15 protein-coding genes and 2 tRNA genes are annotated in these 17,183 nt (G+C 64.9%); 7 read left to right on the top strand and 10 right to left on the bottom strand.

The features are described 5' to 3' along the window. Positions 1–4: 4 nt before the first annotated feature. Entirely contained in the window at positions 5–1,894 is a 1,890-nt protein-coding gene (locus ABZ677_RS05465) for a sugar phosphate isomerase/epimerase and 4-hydroxyphenylpyruvate domain-containing protein (protein WP_094741673.1), read from the bottom strand. Then, the gene (locus ABZ677_RS05460; RefSeq protein WP_358367266.1) at positions 1,891–2,778 is read right to left on the bottom strand and encodes a shikimate dehydrogenase; all 888 of its coding nucleotides are present in this window, start codon (positions 2,776–2,778) and stop codon (positions 1,891–1,893) included. The genes ABZ677_RS05465 and ABZ677_RS05460 overlap by 4 nt, the downstream gene beginning before the upstream one ends. Before the next feature lie 110 nt (positions 2,779–2,888). On the opposite strand from ABZ677_RS05460, the gene ABZ677_RS05455 reads away from it, so the two are divergent. The 3 genes from ABZ677_RS05455 to ABZ677_RS05445 all read left to right on the top strand — a co-directional run bounded on the left by ABZ677_RS05455 (position 2,889) and on the right by ABZ677_RS05445 (position 5,925). Then, complete coding sequence (locus ABZ677_RS05455) at positions 2,889–3,566, top strand: TetR/AcrR family transcriptional regulator (RefSeq protein ID WP_052047858.1); 678 nt, start codon at positions 2,889–2,891, stop codon at positions 3,564–3,566. A 179-nt stretch (positions 3,567–3,745) separates the two neighbouring features. Next, positions 3,746–5,104 (top strand): MFS transporter, encoded by a 1,359-nt coding sequence (locus ABZ677_RS05450; RefSeq protein ID WP_094741671.1) that lies wholly within the window; start codon positions 3,746–3,748, stop codon positions 5,102–5,104. Between the two features lie 8 nt (positions 5,105–5,112). Continuing rightward, positions 5,113–5,925, top strand: coding sequence for an N-acyl homoserine lactonase family protein (locus ABZ677_RS05445; protein ID WP_358367261.1), 813 nt, complete (start codon positions 5,113–5,115; stop codon positions 5,923–5,925). Between the two features lie 77 nt (positions 5,926–6,002). Here the strand turns inward: ABZ677_RS05445 and clpX are convergent, their stop codons facing one another. The 5 genes from clpX to ABZ677_RS05420 form a co-directional block, all read right to left on the bottom strand. Next, entirely contained in the window at positions 6,003–7,283 is a 1,281-nt protein-coding gene (gene clpX, locus ABZ677_RS05440) for an ATP-dependent Clp protease ATP-binding subunit ClpX (protein WP_027497577.1), read from the bottom strand. A gap of 297 nt (positions 7,284–7,580) precedes the next feature. After that, positions 7,581–8,222 (bottom strand): ATP-dependent Clp protease proteolytic subunit, encoded by a 642-nt coding sequence (locus ABZ677_RS05435; RefSeq protein WP_008715342.1) that lies wholly within the window; start codon positions 8,220–8,222, stop codon positions 7,581–7,583. Positions 8,223–8,269: 47 nt separating this feature from the next. Beyond that, positions 8,270–8,902: an ATP-dependent Clp protease proteolytic subunit gene (locus ABZ677_RS05430; protein ID WP_032379221.1), complete on the bottom strand. Its 633-nt coding sequence runs from the start codon at positions 8,900–8,902 to the stop codon at positions 8,270–8,272. Between the two features lie 100 nt (positions 8,903–9,002). Then, the gene (gene tig / locus ABZ677_RS05425; RefSeq protein ID WP_037193166.1) at positions 9,003–10,382 is read right to left on the bottom strand and encodes a trigger factor; all 1,380 of its coding nucleotides are present in this window, start codon (positions 10,380–10,382) and stop codon (positions 9,003–9,005) included. Between the two features lie 112 nt (positions 10,383–10,494). Next, positions 10,495–10,568, bottom strand: a tRNA-Pro gene (locus tag ABZ677_RS05420). A 169-nt stretch (positions 10,569–10,737) separates the two neighbouring features. Between ABZ677_RS05420 and ABZ677_RS05415 the strand changes: the two genes are divergently transcribed. Next, a tRNA-Gly gene (locus tag ABZ677_RS05415) sits at positions 10,738–10,811 on the top strand. Positions 10,812–10,920: 109 nt separating this feature from the next. After that, entirely contained in the window at positions 10,921–11,685 is a 765-nt protein-coding gene (locus tag ABZ677_RS05410; RefSeq protein ID WP_358367254.1) for a DUF1542 domain-containing protein, read from the top strand. Here ABZ677_RS05410 and ABZ677_RS05405 read toward each other — a convergent pair. Next, positions 11,682–12,476, bottom strand: a complete 795-nt coding sequence (locus ABZ677_RS05405; protein WP_358367251.1) for a DNA-formamidopyrimidine glycosylase family protein — start codon at positions 12,474–12,476, stop codon at positions 11,682–11,684. The genes ABZ677_RS05410 and ABZ677_RS05405 overlap by 4 nt on opposite strands. Further along, entirely contained in the window at positions 12,477–12,956 is a 480-nt protein-coding gene (locus ABZ677_RS05400) for a ribose-5-phosphate isomerase (RefSeq protein WP_037193169.1), read from the bottom strand. Positions 12,957–12,972: 16 nt separating this feature from the next. On the opposite strand from ABZ677_RS05400, the gene ABZ677_RS05395 reads away from it, so the two are divergent. Beyond that, positions 12,973–13,635: a DUF429 domain-containing protein gene (locus tag ABZ677_RS05395; RefSeq protein WP_358367247.1), complete on the top strand. Its 663-nt coding sequence runs from the start codon at positions 12,973–12,975 to the stop codon at positions 13,633–13,635. A 74-nt stretch (positions 13,636–13,709) separates the two neighbouring features. Here ABZ677_RS05395 and ABZ677_RS05390 read toward each other — a convergent pair whose 3' ends face one another. Continuing rightward, on the bottom strand, positions 13,710–14,327 hold the full coding sequence (locus ABZ677_RS05390) for a DsbA family protein (protein ID WP_037193170.1): 618 nt from the start codon (positions 14,325–14,327) through the stop codon (positions 13,710–13,712). Between the two features lie 158 nt (positions 14,328–14,485). Here ABZ677_RS05390 and pepN point away from each other — a divergent pair, with 158 nt between their 5' ends. Then, positions 14,486–17,059 carry an aminopeptidase N gene (gene pepN, locus ABZ677_RS05385; protein WP_358367244.1) on the top strand — a complete coding sequence of 858 codons (2,574 nt, stop codon included), beginning with the start codon at positions 14,486–14,488 and terminating at the stop codon, positions 17,057–17,059. The last annotated feature ends 124 nt before the right edge of the window (positions 17,060–17,183 follow it).

The raw sequence follows: 17,183 nt of genomic DNA, 5'->3' as shown, positions 1-17,183 counted from the left end.
TCGATCAGGACTGCAGTTGCGCCGCCAGTCGCACAGCCGAATTGGTCTCCCCGTAGCCCTCGTAGCCACCCACTCGCTGGACCACCTCGAAGAACAGGTCGTCGCCCACGGTTTCGGTGAAGAAGTGGAAGAACTCACCGCCGGTCGCGTCCGCGTCGTACAGGATCCCGAGACGCTGCATCGCCTCCAGCGTCTCGGAGCCGAGTCCGAATCGCGCGTCGAGGTCGCGATAGTAGTTGGGCGAAATCCGGAGCGGGGTGAGGCCGCGTTCGGTCGTGGCTCGCGCAGCGGCGTAGATGTCCTCGCACCCGAACGCCACATGTCCGACGCCTCCGCGCCGGGCCGCGGGCAGAGGGTCCGAGTCGGACGGGCGGCCGGGAACCATGTTGAGCGAGAGCCTGATCGTGCCGTTGGCGGTGGCGAGTGTGAGTGCTCGGCTACGTACCAGGCCGATCGCGTCGACGACGTCCTGGCCCTCGTGTGGCACCATGCCGAACACCGAGCGCAGCAGCAGCATCACGCCGTCCCAGCTCTCGGCGGGCACGGCGAGGGCGATGTGATCCACGTGGGAGACGCACGCCCGGTTCTCCTCCACGACCCTCGGCACCAGATCGAATGCCGATTGCCAGGCACCCGCGCTGTCGCGGGTGCGTAGGTCCAGCGACGTCGCACCGGTCACGGCCAGGCGCACCACTGCATCGGTCGCGTCTGCCACACCGGGCATCGAGACGGTGGACGCGGTGACTCCCAGTGCGCGTGCCCGAGTCAGCCACAGATCCGGTCGTTCGCTGCGAATCCCGATCTGCGCCAACGCCGGTAGGTGAGCCGGGACGCCCGGTGCGGTCCACAGCGTGTCCACCGTGGTGTCGACGGCGACGGCCAGCGGACCCTGGGTGAACAGGCTCAGTCCGTGTTCGCTGTGTGCTGCGGTCAGATCGAAGCCCAGGTGCCGCAATGTGGTGCCCAGCTGTGCTGCCTTCGCCGGCCCTGCCGCGATCCGCAGGGAGACGACGTTCTCGATCGGGCCCGGCGGTGGCGGTGCGAACAGATCGTTGCCGGCAGAGGGTGTCTCGACGCTGCGCACCTGCTCCTGGAGGTACAGCAGCGACCGATGCGCGTCGGATGCCGTGCGGCCGGTGTCGGAATGTCGGAAGACGTCGTTGAAGATTTCGAGCGACCACGGGCCGGAGTACCCGGAGGCCGCGACATCGGCACCGAAGCGCGCCAGATCGAAACTGCCCTGACCGGGGAAGCATCGGTGATGCCTGCTCCACTGCAGTACGTCCATCACCAGGTGCGGGGCATCGGCCAACTGGAGGAAGAAGATCTTCTCGCCGGGGATCTCGCGAATGCCTGCGGAATCGTCACCGCGGGAGAGGATGTGGAAGCTGTCCAGGCACGTTCCCAGCGCGGGATGATCGACCTGCCGGACGATGTCCCAGGCGTGGCGGTAGGTGTTGACGTGCGCACCCCACGCCAACGCCTCGTACGCGAGTCGCATTCCGCGCCGATGCGCACGCTCGGCGAGGGTTGCCATCTGTTCGACCAGCAGGGCGTCGTCACGGACGGCACCGGCCAGCGGCGAGGAGCAGACCAACAGCAGATCGCACCCCAGCTGTTCCATCACGTCGAATTTGTGTTCGGCGCGAACGAGGTTGCGGGCGAACTGATCCGGGTCGGCCGAGTCGGCGTCGCGAAAAGGCTGATAGAGATCGAGGGTCAAACCGAGGTCGGCGGCTTTCTTCGCGATGTCCTCGGGAAGGTCCGGTGAGCTGATCAAGTCCGGCTCGAACACCTCGAAGCCGTCGAACCCGGCGTCTGCGATGGCGCGCATCTTCTCGTCCAGCGAACCACTGAGCGACACCGTGGCCACCGATGTGGCGATGTGCGTCATGCGAGAGCAGCTGCGGTCGCACGATCCTCCAGTGCGATCAGCGAGCTCATGTGGGCGATCATGCGATCGGCGTCGGCGGTGCGTCCGGTGAATATCTCGAAGGCGTCGGCGGCCTGGAACACCGCCATTCCGGTTCCACTGAGCGTTCGGCACCCCGCTCGGGATGCGGCAGCGAGCAACTCGGTCTCGGCGGGTCGATAGACGACCTCGGCAACCCACATGTTCGGATGCAGGAGTGCCTCGGGCACAGCAGATCCGGGATGTTCCACCATTCCGATCGGAGTGGCGTGCACCAGCCCGGTTGCCGTGTCGAGAACGGCGGCGAGCCGGTCGAGGCCCGCCGAGAGGATCTCGACGTCCGGGAACATCGCCGACAGGGATTCACGAAGTTGTTGCGCCCGAAGCGGATCGGCGTCCACGAGAGTGAGCCTGCCTGCGCCGCGGCGGGCCATCGCGTAGGCGACTGCTGCACCCGCTCCCCCGGCACCGAGTTGCACCACGTCACCGATGTCGGCACCGGGTAGGCCTCGGCCGAAGTTGCGATCGAATCCGGACCAGTCGGTGTTGTGGCCGACGGCTCGGCCGTCGGCGAACACCACGGTGTTGACGGCTCCGAGTCGGGCTGCGTCCTCGGAGAGCGCATCGAGAGTGGAGATGACGCGTTGTTTGCACGGGTGCGTGATGTTGAGTCCTCGAAATCCGAGGTCTGCGGCGGTCGAGACGAGACGGGGCAGGTCCATGACGGTCAGTCCTCGGCTGTCCAGATCGATGATCCGGTACTGATAGGTCAGCCCGTGCTCGGCGCCCTCCCGTTCGTGCATCGCGGGCGTGAGCGACTTGCCGATACCCGTCCCGATCAGTCCGCAGAGCAGGGATTCCGGCATGTCGATCTCCTCGAGCCTTAATGTACGAATTGGTGAATTAGCTCGACGGTACTACGCGTCCGCCTCGCGCCCAACCCTTTCACCGGAATCGGCGCCGATAGAGTTGATCCATGGCTCCGCGCGCAACCGACACGTCCGACGACACCAGCGGACCCACCGTCAAACGTCGACGCAACAGCGACCTGACCCGGCACAACATCCTCGAGGTGGCCACCGAGGAGTTCGCGGACAAAGGATTTGCAGGGGCGCGCATCGACGAGATCGCCCAGCGCACGCACACGACCAAGCGGATGTTGTACTACTACTTCACCGACAAGGAAGGCCTGTACAAGGCCGTTCTCGAGCGGTCCTACCTGCGCATTCGTGAGCGGGAGCGAGACGTCGACGTCGAGGGCCTCGGACCGATCGAAGCCATTCGCGCCATCGCATCACTGACGTTCGACCACCACGAGGAGAATCCCGACTTCATCCGCCTGGTCTCCACCGAGAACATCCTGCGCGGCGAACACATCTCCACGTCCGAGGCATTGAGCAACCTCGGCAATCCCGCTGCGGAACTGCTGTCGAGGATCCTGACCCGAGGACAGGCCGACGGGGTGTTCCGAACGGATGTCGATGCCCTCGACGTGCACATGACGATCAGCAGCTTCTGCGTGTTCCGGCTGTCGAACCGGTACACCTTCGAGGCCCTCTTCGGCCGCGACCTCACCGATCCCCAGCATCGCGAGCGTCTGCGCTCGATGCTCGGGGACATGATCATCGCGTTCCTGACCTCGCCTTCTCGCTGACATTCACGCCGTCTCGGTAGGTCTCGTCACTTCCGGGGTTGACACGTGGCATGGATCACGTTCACTATTCAGAGGCACCCGGTGTTAACCGTTTAGTACATTAGCGGTCCGATCGCCGTAGAACGCGTCGTCGACCAGCGCCTAAGCTCCCCCGCCTCACGAAGAGAGACACGAGAACGATGGATTCGCACAACCCTGGCACCCACCCGACGCCGCTTCGCCCCGGGGCGAACCCGCGTAAAGCGGCGACCGCCGCGTGGGTCGGAAGCGCCCTCGAGTACTACGACTTCTTCATCTACGGCACCGCAGCCGCACTCGTCTTCGGCCGTGTGTTCTTCCCGGGCTCCAACCCGGCGACCGGAACCCTGCTGGCCCTGGCCACCTTCGGCGTCGGCTACCTCGCACGTCCGCTCGGCGCCTTGGTCCTCGGCCACATCGGTGATCGCTACGGACGCAAGAAGGTCATGGTCGCCACCGTCCTGCTGATGGGTATCGCCACCCTGGGCGTCGGCGTCCTGCCCTCCTACGAATCCATCGGCATCGCCGCGCCCATCATCCTGGTGCTGCTTCGGTTGTGCCAGGGATTCTCTGCCGGCGGTGAGCAGGCCGGAGCGAACTCGATGACGCTCGAACACGCCCCGGACAACAGGCGCGCGTTCTTCACCAGCTTCACCCTCAGCGGCACCCAGGGCGGACAGATTCTCGCCACCGCGGTGTTCCTGCCCGTCGCCATGCTCCCCGAGGAAGCGCTGCTCAGCTGGGGTTGGCGAATCCCGTTCTTCCTCAGCGCCTTCGTCGTCGTCGCCGCCTTCGTGATCCGCCGCTCGCTCGACGAGACCCCGGTCTTCGAGGAAGAAGTGGCCTCCAACGAACCGCAGCGCCTGCCCGTGACCGAGCTGCTCAGCGAGCATCGACCGGCCGTGGTCCGCGTCATGCTGGCCGCCATGATCGCCTCCGTCAGCACCATCTTCACCGTCTACGCCCTGTCCTACGCCGTGAACACCGTCGGCCTCGAACGCACTCCCATGCTGTGGGTCGGCGTTCTCGCCAACGTCGTCGCACTCTTCGCGTTGCCCTTCTTCGGCGCCCTGTCGGATCGCATCGGACGCAAGCCGGTGTTCCTGTTCGGCTCCATCGGTTGCGCGATCCTGATGTTCGGCTACCTGTGGTCCATCTCGAGCGGCAACTACGTCCTCATCTTCGTCTTCGGCATCGTGATGTTCGGATTCGTGCACAGCGCCACCGGCGGCGTCTGGCCCTCGTTCTACGGTGAGATGTTCCCGGCCCGGGTTCGCCTGACCGGAACAGCGCTGGGAACCCAGATCGGTTTCGCCATCGCAGGATTCGCGCCGACCATCGCAGGGGCGATCGCCGGAGCCGAGGTCGGTGCGTGGCTACCCGTCGCGATCGTCACCGCGGTCTTCTGCACCATCAACGTCATCATCGTCGCGACTTCGAGGGAGACCTTCCGTACCCCCACCGACGAGCTCGGTGTCCCGACCCGCACCACCGACAGCGCACGCGTCGCGTCGATCTGACCGAGATCGTGATCGACGCACTTCGACCTGCAGCGGCGGGCACCTGGACGGTGCTCGCCCTGCAGTATGCCGGCCGAACAGCATTGCGCAGCAATCTCTTTCATCAACGTGACGAGCGCAGCACCGAAAACCAGGCGGTGGCCTACTACGTGTGGCTCGCCCTGTCGGACACCCGCACGGTGCTGATCGACGCCGGAATATCCCCCGCCACAGCAGAATCGATGGACGGGCTCGACTATCACGGGTCACCCATCGACCTGCTCGGCGAACTCGGCCTCACACCGAACGACATCGGCACCTGCATTCTGACCCACCTGCACTACGACCACACCGGGGTCGTCGCGGAACTTCCGACCGCGCGATACGTGGTGCAGCGCAAAGAGCTCGAATACTGGACCGGGCCGTGGGCCACCCGCATCACCCGAGAACAGTGGTTGCACTCGGGAGCCGACACCCAACACATCGAATCCGCCGATCGAGGCGCTCGGCTCGACCTCGTCGACGGCGATCTGGACCTGTTTCCCGGGCTGTCCGTCCACGCGGTCGGGGGACACACCGCAGGCATGCAGGTGGTCAGGGTGAACACCGAGCGCGGCCCGGTGGTGTTGGCCTCCGACGCCAGTCATTTCTACGAGAACATCGAGGACGACAGCCCGTTCGCGATCCTGCATGCTCTGCCGGACATGTACGGGGCCTTCGACCGAATCCGGGAGCTCGCCGCGGGCACCGGCATCGTCGTACCAGGCCACGACCCACTGGTTCGACGCCGATTTCCCGCCGTGCCCGACGCACCGGGCGCGCACGCGGTGATCATCGGCTGAACACAGCGAGAAACGACGAATCCCCGACCTCGCGATGAGGTCGGGGATTCGTCGTTCAGCTGATGGATCGGCGCGTATCAGGCGGACTTGTCGCGGCGCTCCGGACGCTCGGGCTTGCGCGGCACGATGGTCGGCAGCACGTTGTCGTTGACGGTCTCGGCAGTCACGACGACCTTCTCGACGTCGTCGCGGCTCGGGATGTCGTACATCACCGGAAGCAGAACTTCTTCCATGATGGCGCGCAATCCACGAGCACCGGTTCCGCGCAGAATCGCCTGGTCGGCGATTGCCTCGAGGGCCTCGCTGGTGAACTCGAGCTCGACGCCGTCCATGTCGAACAAGCGGCGGTACTGCTTGACCAGCGCATTCTTCGGCTCGGACAGAATCGTCACGAGCGATTCCTTGTCCAGGTTCGTCACCGACGCGATCATCGGCAGTCGACCGATGAACTCGGGAATCAGACCGAACTTGATCAGATCCTCGGGCATCACCTCGGCGAAGTGATCCTGCGTGTCGATCTCGGCCTTGGAGCGAACTTCGGCTCCGAAGCCGAGCCCGCGCTTACCGACCCGATCGGACACGATCTTCTCGAGTCCGGCGAATGCACCGGCGACGATGAAAAGCACATTGGTGGTGTCGATCTGGATGAACTCCTGATGCGGATGCTTGCGACCGCCCTGCGGCGGCACGCTGGCCTGGGTTCCTTCCAGGATCTTGAGCAGCGCCTGCTGCACGCCTTCGCCGGACACGTCGCGCGTGATCGACGGGTTCTCGCTCTTGCGCGCGATCTTGTCGACCTCGTCGATGTAGATGATGCCGGTCTCGGCGCGCTTGACGTCGTAGTCCGCGGCCTGGATCAGCTTGAGCAGAATGTTCTCGACATCCTCGCCCACGTAGCCGGCCTCGGTGAGGGCGGTGGCGTCGGCGATGGCGAAGGGCACGTTGAGCATCTTGGCCAGGGTCTGCGCGAGGTACGTCTTTCCACACCCCGTCGGTCCGAGCATCAAGATGTTCGACTTCGCCAGTTCGACGGATTCGCCTCGCACGTCGCGCGCCTTGTCACCGGCCTGGATGCGCTTGTAGTGGTTGTAGACCGCAACGGCCAACGTGCGCTTGGCAGCGTCCTGACCGATCACGTAGTTCTCGAGAAAGTCCTTGATCTCGGAGGGCTTGGGGAGGTCGTCGAGCTTGACTTCGCTCGATTCGGCCAATTCCTCTTCGATGATCTCGTTGCAGAGGTCGATGCACTCGTCGCAGATGTACACCCCTGGTCCAGCGATGAGCTTCTTGACCTGCTTCTGGCTCTTGCCGCAGAAGGAGCACTTCAGCAGATCGCCACCGTCACCGATGCGTGCCATTCGGAGGTTCCTACTTCCTTGTCCGCGTACGACCCACGCCGACCGGGTGTGGCCGAAACCTTCGTGGGCTACTTCTCGGTCTGTCGTCATGCCGACTTCGGTCGACCGAGTTCTTGGATGCGACGGTACCCGTGTTCGCCGAACATGGGCGGGTTGTTTCCGGTGATTCGCCACCCGATTTCGCCGAATGCAGCATTCGGGTCCTCGATCGCGACCGCCGGGCGGAGTTTCACACTCACACCCGGCGTCGGAATCTTCTGCCGGACCGATCCGGTCCGACCGGTGGTACTCGCTCTGCTACTTCTGGGCGGAGAGCTTGCGGTACTCGAACACGGTGTCGATGATCCCGTAGTCCTTGGCCTGCTCTGCGGTGAGGATCTTGTCGCGATCGGTGTCCTTGCGGATGACGTCGGGATCCTTGCCGGTGTGGCGGCCGAGAGTGGTCTCCATGAGTCGACGCATGCGCTCGATCTCGGCGGCCTGGATCTCCAGGTCGGACACCTGGCCCTGAATGCCACCGCTCGAGGGCTGGTGAATCAGCACGCGTGCGTTGGGCAGTGCTGCACGCTTACCGGGAGTACCGGCGGCGAGCAGAACAGCGGCGGCAGACGCGGCCTGGCCGAGGCAGACGGTCGCAACATCGGCGCGGACGTACTGCATCGTGTCGTAGATCGCCATCAGCGAGGTGAACGAGCCACCGGGCGAGTTGATGTACATGGTGATGTCACGGTCGGGATCGAGTCCCTCGAGCACCAGCAGTTGTGCCATGACGTCGTTGGCGGACGCGTCGTCGACCTGGACGCCGAGGAAGATGATGCGCTCCTCGAACAGCTTGTTGTACGGGTTCGATTCCTTCACGCCGTAGCTGGAGTGCTCGACGAAGGACGGCAGGATGTATCGGGAGGACGGCAGCTGATTGGGGTCGAACAGGTTTGTCATCGTTTCTCCAAGATGTAAGTGATCGAGGGTCGCCGGGAGCGGCCGAATTACTCGCCGATTCCGCCGGCCTGCTGCGCGCGGCTGACGACGTGGTCCACGAACCCGTATTCCTTGGCTGCTTGCGCGGTGAACCACCGGTCGCGATCGGAGTCCTCGGTGATCTGCTCGACGGTCTGGCCGGTGTGCTGAGCGATGAGCTCGGCCATCTCACGCTTGGTGTGCGCGAACTGCTCGGCCATGATGGCGATGTCGGAGGCGCTGCCGCCGATTCCGGCCGAGGGCTGGTGCATCATGATGCGCGCGTGCGGCAGCGCGTAGCGCTTGCCCTTGGCTCCGGCCGAGAGCAGGAACTGACCCATCGAGGCAGCCAGACCCATTCCGTAGGTCGCGATGTCGCACTCGGCGAATTCCATCGTGTCGAAGATGGCCATACCCGCGGTGACCGAGCCACCGGGCGAGTTGATGTACAGCGAGATGTCGCGGGTGGCATCCTCGGCGGAAAGCAGCAGGATCTGCGCGCACAACTTGTTGGCGATGTCGTCGTCGACCTGGGTACCGAGGAAGATGATGCGGTTTTGAAGCAGACGCTCGTACACGGAGTCGCTGAGATTCAGGCCTGCTGCGGCCGAAGTCATGACGGGACTCTGCTCGTGCGAAGCCGCCGGATTCTGAACAGTCACGGTACCTGCCTTTTCATAACAAATCGTTGGTTCCTGACACAGACACTAACGAAAGACGGCGGCTCCGGAGTCCCGGAACCGCCGTCGTTCGCTGTGAGCGTTACTTCTCTTGTTCGCCCTCGGAAGAATCTGCTGCTTCGACCTCGTCGGGAGCATCGGCGGGGCTGCCGAACAGCTCGGCCGTATCGACGCTCGCACCGTTGGTGTCGGTCACGGTGACGCGCTCGACGACCGATGCGAGGGCCTTACCGCGCTTGACGTCTGCGAAGACGGCACCGAGCTGGTTGGCCTGCTGCACCTGCTGAATGAACTGCTCGGGCGGCATGCCGTAGCGCTGCGCCTGGAAGATGATCCGCTCGGTGAGCTCTTCCTGCCCGACCTGCGTGTTCTCGGCCTCGGCGATCGCATCGAGAAGGAGCTGGGTACGCACCGACTTCTCGGCACCTTCCTTGACGTCCTTGTCGAATTCCTCGCGGCTCGAACCCTGCGATTCGAGCAGCTCGGCGAGTGCTTCCTCGTTGTGGTCGAGGCCGTGAATGGCCTCGTGCACCTGGGAATCGACCTCTGCCTTGACGACGGCCTCGGGAGCCGGGATGTCGAGGGTCTCGAGCAGCGTCTCGAGCACCTTGTCGCGGATCTGACCGGCCTGCTCGACCTTCGCGACTCGCTCGACGCGCGTCTTCAGATCGGCCAGCAACTCGTCGAACGTGTCGAACTCGCTGGCGAGCTGAGCGAACTCGTCGTCGGCCTCGGGCAGCTCGCGCTCCTTGACGGACACGACCTTGACCGTGACGACAGCTTCCTTGCCCGCGTACTCGCCGGCGACCAGGGTGGAGGTGAACTCCTTCGACTCGTCGGCCGAGACGCCGATGATCGCGTCGTCGAGGCCCTCGATGAGCTGGCCGGAGCCGACCTCGTGGGACAGTCCGCTCGCGGTCGCCTCTTCCACGTTCTCGCCGTCGACAGTGGCCGAGAGGTCGATCGAGACGAAGTCACCGGACTGGACCGGGCGATCGACACCGGTCAAGGTGCCGAAGCGCTGGCGCAGCGACTGCAGCTGCTCGTCGACGGCCTCGTCCTTGATCTCGAGCGGATCGACGACGACGCTGATGGTCGAGTAGTCGGGCAGATCGATCTCGGGACGCACATCGACCTCGGCGGTGAACGTGAGCTCGGTGCCGTCCTCGATCTTGGTGATCTCGATCTCGGGCTGGCCGATTACCTTGACCTTCTCGTTGGTCACGGCCTCGGAGTAACGGGAGGGAAGAGCGTCGTTGACGACCTGCTCGAGAACTGCCCCACGGCCGACGCGCGCTTCGAGCAACTTGGCCGGAGCCTTGCCGGGACGGAAGCCGGGGAGGCGGATCTGCTGAGCCAAAGCCTTGTACGCGCGGTCGAAATCAGGCTTGAGCTCCTCGAAGGGCACCTCAACGTTGATACGGACTCGCGTCGGGCTCAGCTGCTCGACGGTGCTCTTCACGGAACATGCTCCTTCTGGTAATTCTTGCTTGCTGGTGGTGCTTACGGTGCTGGCTTGCGGTCTTACCTCGCTCGCCGCGAAAACGGCGAACCGTGCCTGCGGCCCTCATTTGTCGGGGTGACAGGAATTGAACCTGCGACCCTCCGCTCCCAAAGCGGATGCGCTACCAAGCTGCGCCACACCCCGTCGTACCCACACCATTGAACAGCAACCGATAGTAGCCCCTCATCGGCGCCCCACCGAAGGCGTTCGGCCGAACGTGCGCGGCATGCCGGTTTGGAATCCGGCAGCGGCGTTGGGTACAGTCTTGAAACGCAGGCGACGGAACTGGCGATCCCACGACTGTTGTTTGCACGCCGATGTAGCTCAATGGTAGAGCCCCTGTCTTCCAAACAGGCTACGCGAGTTCGATTCTCGTCATCGGCTCCATCGAGAAGCCCCGCACTGTCAGTGCGGGGCTTTTTCGTGTCCGCGTACCCTGGATGGTGTCCGAATTGTCCGTACGAACCGGGCATGCACCGTCGGCGGAAGGCCCGCAGTGGAAATAGTCCTGATCATTCTCGTCGTCGCCGCAGTGGCCCTACTGGTGCTGCGAAGCAAGAAGAACTCGGCCGCAGCGGCCGAAACCGCCCTGGCCGACGCCAAGGCCGATGCCCGCCAATCCATCGAACGCCTCGGCGGGCAGGTCTACAACCTGATCGGCACCGACACACCGTCCAAGCAGGCCCTGGCCGACGCGTCCGAGCGCAACATCGCCGCCGGTTCGCAGATCGACCAGGCCACTACCCCCGAACAGGCTCGACTGGCCAAGCAGACAGCGCTCGAGGGGCTCTACTACATCCGCGCCGCGCGCCTGGCGATGGGAATGGACCCGGGCCCGGAGGTGCAGGGCATCGACGGCCAACAGCAGGCGGGTCGAGTCACCGAGGATCGCAAGGTCGACTTCGAGGGCCGTGAGATCGCGGCGTCACCGGATCCGTCCGATCGCACCCCGAACTACTACCCGGGTGGCCGAGTCGCGGGCCGACCGGTGCCCGCAGGCTGGTACTCCGAGCCGTGGTGGCGGCCGGCCCTGGTCGCCGGCGCATGGGGAATGGGCTCGATGTTCCTGTTCTCGGCCATGTTCTCCGGCATGGCCGGCGTGCCCGACGAGACCGCAGCCGGCGGAGATGTGGGAGCGGACGGCTCCGGCGATGGGTCCGTAAGCGACGACTACAACGGTGACGGTTCCGGCGGTGACGACTACAGCGGCGGCGACTACAGCGGCGGGGACGATATCGGCGGAATGGACTTCGGGTTCTAGGTCGCCTGACACACGGGGCACCAGAACAGGTTTCGCGCCTGCATCACCGAGTGCAGGATGTCTGCTCCGCACACCCGGCAGGGATATCCCTGCCTGCGGTAGACGTACGAGCGTGGCCGTCGTGCACCGTAGGTGTCGCCGTGATCGTCCTCGGGCCGAATGGTGATGATGCGACCGCGTCGAACACCGATCTTCATCAGCTCGACGAGGTCGAACCAGATCGCGTCCCACTCGGATCGGTCGAGGTCTTTGCCCGGTCGCATCGGGTTGATCTCGTGGCGGAACAGAATCTCGGCGCGGTAGACGTTTCCGACACCGGCCAACACTTTCTGATCCATCAGCAAAGTGCCGATTGCTGTGCGCGACTTGGAGATTCGCGCCCATGCCCCATCCGGGTCGGCGTCCTTGCGCAGCGGGTCCGGCCCCAGGCGCGCCACCAGGGCGTCGACCTGCTCCTCGGTGTAGATCTCGCAGGCCGTGGGTCCGCGCAGATCGGCACCGTACTTCTCCCCCACCATGCGCAGCCGCACGGCACCCACCGGATCGTTCAGCGGCACAGCCTGTTCGGTGAACGTTCCGTACAGGCCGAGATGGATGTGCACGATCAGATCGGACTCGTATCGGTGCAGCAGATGCTTGCCCCAGGCCTCGGCCTTCTCCAGTACGAGACCGTCGATCAGCGCGGCACCGGAAGTGAAGCGCCCCTGTGGGCTGCTTGCCTCGACCGGTGCCCCACCGAACCGACGTTGATGCAACCGAGCCAGTCGGTGCAGGGTGTGCCCCTCGGGCACCTACTCGGGCTTTCCCGGCACGACGGGTGCCTCGCCGCTGCGCTCGTACTCGGACAGGATGTCGATGCGGCGCTGGTGGCGCTCCTCGCCCGAGAACGGAGTCCCGAGGAAGGCGTCGACGATGGCGAGTGCTTCGGGGAGGGTGTGCATGCGGCCACCGATGCCGATGAGCTGGGCGTCGTTGTGCTCGCGGGCCAGCTTGGCGGTCTCGACGCTCCACGCCAGCGCGCAGCGTGCGCCCGGCACCTTGTTGGCAGCGATCTGCTCGCCGTTCCCGGAACCGCCGAGCACCAGGCCGCGGCTGCCCGGATCGGCGACGACGCGGCGTGCTGCGTCGATGCAGAATGCCGGGTAGTCGTCGACGGGGTCGTAGTCGAAGGCACCGCAGTCGACGGGCTCGTGCCCGGTCGCCGTCAGGTGTTCGATGATCTGATTCTTGAACTCGAGGCCGGCGTGGTCGGCACCCAGGTATACGCGCATGCCTAGAGTCTGACAGGTGAACTCCGAAGCCGAGAAATTCGCCGGTGTGGACGGCGCGAAAGGCGCGTGGGTGGTCGCGTTCGTCACCGGGACGACCTTGACGTGGACCGAGTGCGCGTCGGTGACGGAGGTGCTCGAGGCGACACGGGACTGCGCACGGGTGGGCGTGGACATGTCACTGTCGTTGCCCGAGCGCGGCTATCGCGTCAGCGAGCTGGAGGCCAAGACGTTCCTGGGCCCGGCACGTAGCTCGATATTCCACACACCCGTCGTCGACGTACTCGACGCCGCGTCGTACGACCAGGCGTGTTCGATCTCGCGGGCAATCGCCGGCAAAGCCATCAGTAAGCAGACGTGGCACATCCTGCCGTCCGTGAAGGCGTGGCGGGATGCAAACTTCGACCCGGACAAGTACGTCGAGGTACATCCCGAATGCTCGTTCCGGGTCATGTCACCGACGACGGTCTTCTCGTCGAAGAAGACCGGCCGCGGAGTCGGACAACGGCTCGCCACCCTGATGCGGTGGAGCGAACACCTCGATCTGGCCGATCTACCACTCGGACCCGCCGTCGACGACTTCCTCGACGCAGCCGCGGCGGCGTGGTCGGCGCGACGCTTCCACATCGGCGAGCACCGAGTGTTCGGCACCGCCGACCCGTCGGATCGGATCGTCGCCTAGCTGTATCAACCCGCGCCCTCGTGCGCGAAAGTTGCACTCCTACCGCAACATTCGACGCACGAGGGGTAGCGCGATCAGTCGAACTGCGGATCCTCGTTGCGGCTGCGCTTGAGCTCGAAGAAGTGCGGGTACGACGCGAAGATCACCGATGCGTCCCAGAGTTTGCCTGCCTCTTCGCCTCGCGGGATTCGGGAGAGCACAGGGCCGAAGAAGGCCACGCCGTTGACGTGGATGGTCGGGGTGCCCACGTCGGGTCCGACCTTGTCCATGCCTGCGTGATGACTGGTCCGCAGGTCTTCGTCGTAGTCGGTGCTCTCGGCGGCCTTCGCGAGGTCACCGGGCAGGTCCAGTTCGGCCAACGACTCCGCGATCACGACGTCGAAATCCTTGTTGCCCTCGTTGTGGATTCGCGTTCCCATGGCCGCGTACAGCGGGTCGAGGATCTCGTCACCCTTCAGCTTGGCTGCGGCGATCGCCACGCGGACCGGCCCCCAGGCCTTCTTCATCATCGCGGCGTACTCCTCGGGCAGATCGCGGCCCTCGTTGAGCACTGCCAGGCTCATGACGTGGAAGTTCACGTCGATGTCTCGCACCTGCTGCACCTCGAGAATCCACCGCGAGGTGATCCAGCACCACGGGCACAGTGGGTCGAACCAAAAATCCGCGGTGTCTTTCTGTCCTGAACCGGCCACTGTCCTACTCCTTGGAAGTCGAGGTCAACGTCTCTTCATTGCGTAACAACCGCCCACCGCGCAGACATTCCACACGGCCCGTCGGCCAGCGCGGGGTACGCGTGACGTGATGGGATGGAAGGCACTATCCATAACTACACGAAGAGGTGTCGACTGAAGTGGTTGCTCCCAACCTGACGCGTGACCAAGCCTCCGAGCGTTCGGCGATCATCGGGGAAACGAAGTACGCGATCGTTCTCGATCTCACCGACGGCGAGGGCAATCCGGGCGAGAAGACCTTCCGCTCGCTCACCACCATCACGTTCGCGGCCACCGCCGGGGCGTCGACTTTCGTGGACGTCATCGCGAGCACGATCCGCTCCGCGACGCTCAACGGCACCGATCTCGATACCGCGAACTACGACGAATCGACGGGACTGGCGCTCGAGAATCTGGCCGAGCACAACGAACTCGTCATCGACGCGGACTGCCTCTACTCGCACACCGGGGAGGGACTGCACCGCTTCGTCGACCCGTCGGACGGCACGGTGTACCTCTACTCGCAGTTCGAGACCGCCGATGCCAAGCGCATGTTCGCCTGCTTCGATCAGCCCGATCTCAAGGCCACCTTCGACCTGAAGGTCACCGCACCCGAGAGCTGGACCGTCATCTCCAATGCCGCGCACGGCGCCGAGCCTGCAGCGGGCGAGCACGTGTTCGACACGACCCCGTTGATGAGCACGTACCTCGTCGCGCTGATCGCCGGACCGTACGCGGAGTGGACCGACTCGTACACCGACGACCACGGCACCATTCCCCTCGGAATCTATTGCCGCGCATCACTTGCCGAGCACATGGACGCGGAACGCCTGTTCACCGAGACCAAGCAGGGCTTCGGTTTCTACCACGAGAACTTCGGCACTCCCTACGCCTTCGGCAAGTACGACCAGCTCTTCGTTCCCGAGTTCAATGCCGGTGCCATGGAGAACGCGGGTGCCGTCACGTTCCTGGAGGACTACGTCTTCCGCTCCAAGGTGACGCGCTACTCCTACGAGCGTCGCGCCGAGACCGTGCTGCACGAGATGGCACACATGTGGTTCGGCGACCTGGTGACCATGACGTGGTGGGACGACCTGTGGCTCAACGAGTCGTTCGCGACGTTCGCGTCGGTGCTGTGCCAATCCGAGGCAACCGAATACACCAACGCGTGGACCACCTTCGCCAACGTCGAGAAGGCCTGGGCGTACCGACAGGACCAGTTGCCGTCGACGCACCCCATCGCCGCCGACATTCCCGATCTCGCGGCGGTGGAGGTCAACTTCGACGGCATCACCTACGCCAAGGGCGCGAGTGTGCTCAAGCAACTGGTGGCCTACGTCGGTAAGGAGGACTTCCTCGCCGGGTTGCGCGCGTACTTCGTCGATCACGCCTTCGCCAACGCCACGTTCTCGGATCTGCTTGCCGCGCTGGAGAAGTCGTCGGGACGCGATCTCTCCGATTGGGGCGCGCAGTGGCTGCGCACCACCGGCCTGAACACGCTGAGCCCGGATTTCGACGTCGACGCCGACGGCAAGTTCACCCGCTTCTCCGTGCTGCAGACCGGAGCTGCCCCGGGTGCAGGCGAGCATCGCGTGCACCGCATCGCGGTCGGCATCTACGACGACGTGGACGGCAAGCTGGTGCGCACGGACCGCGTCGAACTCGACCTCGACGCTGCCGAGTCGACGAATGTCGACGCGCTGGTGGGCGTTTCGCGCGGCAAGCTCGTCCTGGTCAACGACGACGACCTGACGTACTGTGCGGTCCGACTCGACCCGGATTCGCTCGACGTCCTCCTCTCTCGAATCGGCGACATCGCCGAGCCACTCCCCCGCACCCTTGCGTGGTCGGCCGCCTGGGAGATGACCCGGTCCGCGGAGATGAAGGCACGAGACTTCGTGGCCCTCGTCCAGCGCGGAATCGGCGGTGAGACGGAAGTGGGTGTGGTGCAACGTCTTCTGCTGCAAGCCCAAACCGCCATCTCCAGCTACGCCGATCCGGCATGGGCAACCGATCACGGTACGCCCGAGTTCGCCGACGCGCTGCTCGAGTTGGCGCGCGGTGCCGAAGCAGGCTCGGATCACCAGCTGGCCTTCGTCAATGCTCTCACCGGCACCGAACTCGGTGACCGTCACACAGACGTGTTGAAGGCTCTGCTCGACGGTGATGTCGAGGGGCAGTCTCTGGCCGGTCTCGATGTGGATACCGATCTGCGCTGGCGCATCGTCACGGCGCTGGCCAGTGCCGGTGCGATCGACGCCGACGGCTCGGACTCACCGGTCATCGACGCCGAGGCGGGCCGAGACAACACTGCCGCCGGAGCCCGGTCGGCAGCGGCGGCACGAGCCGCTCGGCCCAGCGCAGAGGTCAAGGAGCAGGCCTGGACGACAGTGGTCGACGACGACGCCGTTCCCAACATCACCGCGCGCTCGATCATCGGCGGCTTCGCAGGCCCAGGTCAGGGCGAGCTGCTCGAACCGTATGTCGCCCGCTACTTCGACGCCATCGAAGGTGTCTGGTCTCGTCGATCGAGCGAAGTCGCGCAGACCGTGGTGATCGGGCTGTACCCGTCCTGGTCGATCAGTGAGCAGTCGCTGGCCGCCGCGGACGGGTTCCTGGACGGCGATCTGCCGCCCGCACTTCGACGGTTGGTGATCGAGGGCAGGGCAGGCGTCGTCCGCGCTCTCGCTGCGCGGGAGTTCGACGCGAGCTGATCTCGACGGCACAGACGACGAGGGCCGGTTGCTTCACCTCCAGGAGGCAGAACCCGGGTGGGCGCAATGCGCACTGGCGTCACCTGGCGTTGGCCGACGTCATCTCGATGCCCGACGAGTGGGA

This window comes from Rhodococcus sp. NPDC006774, from assembly GCF_040636045.1.
Taxonomy (GTDB): Bacteria; Actinomycetota; Actinomycetes; order Mycobacteriales; family Mycobacteriaceae; genus Rhodococcoides.
Note: the sequence above shows the minus strand (reverse complement) of the source record. Positions and strands in the feature narration are given on the sequence as shown.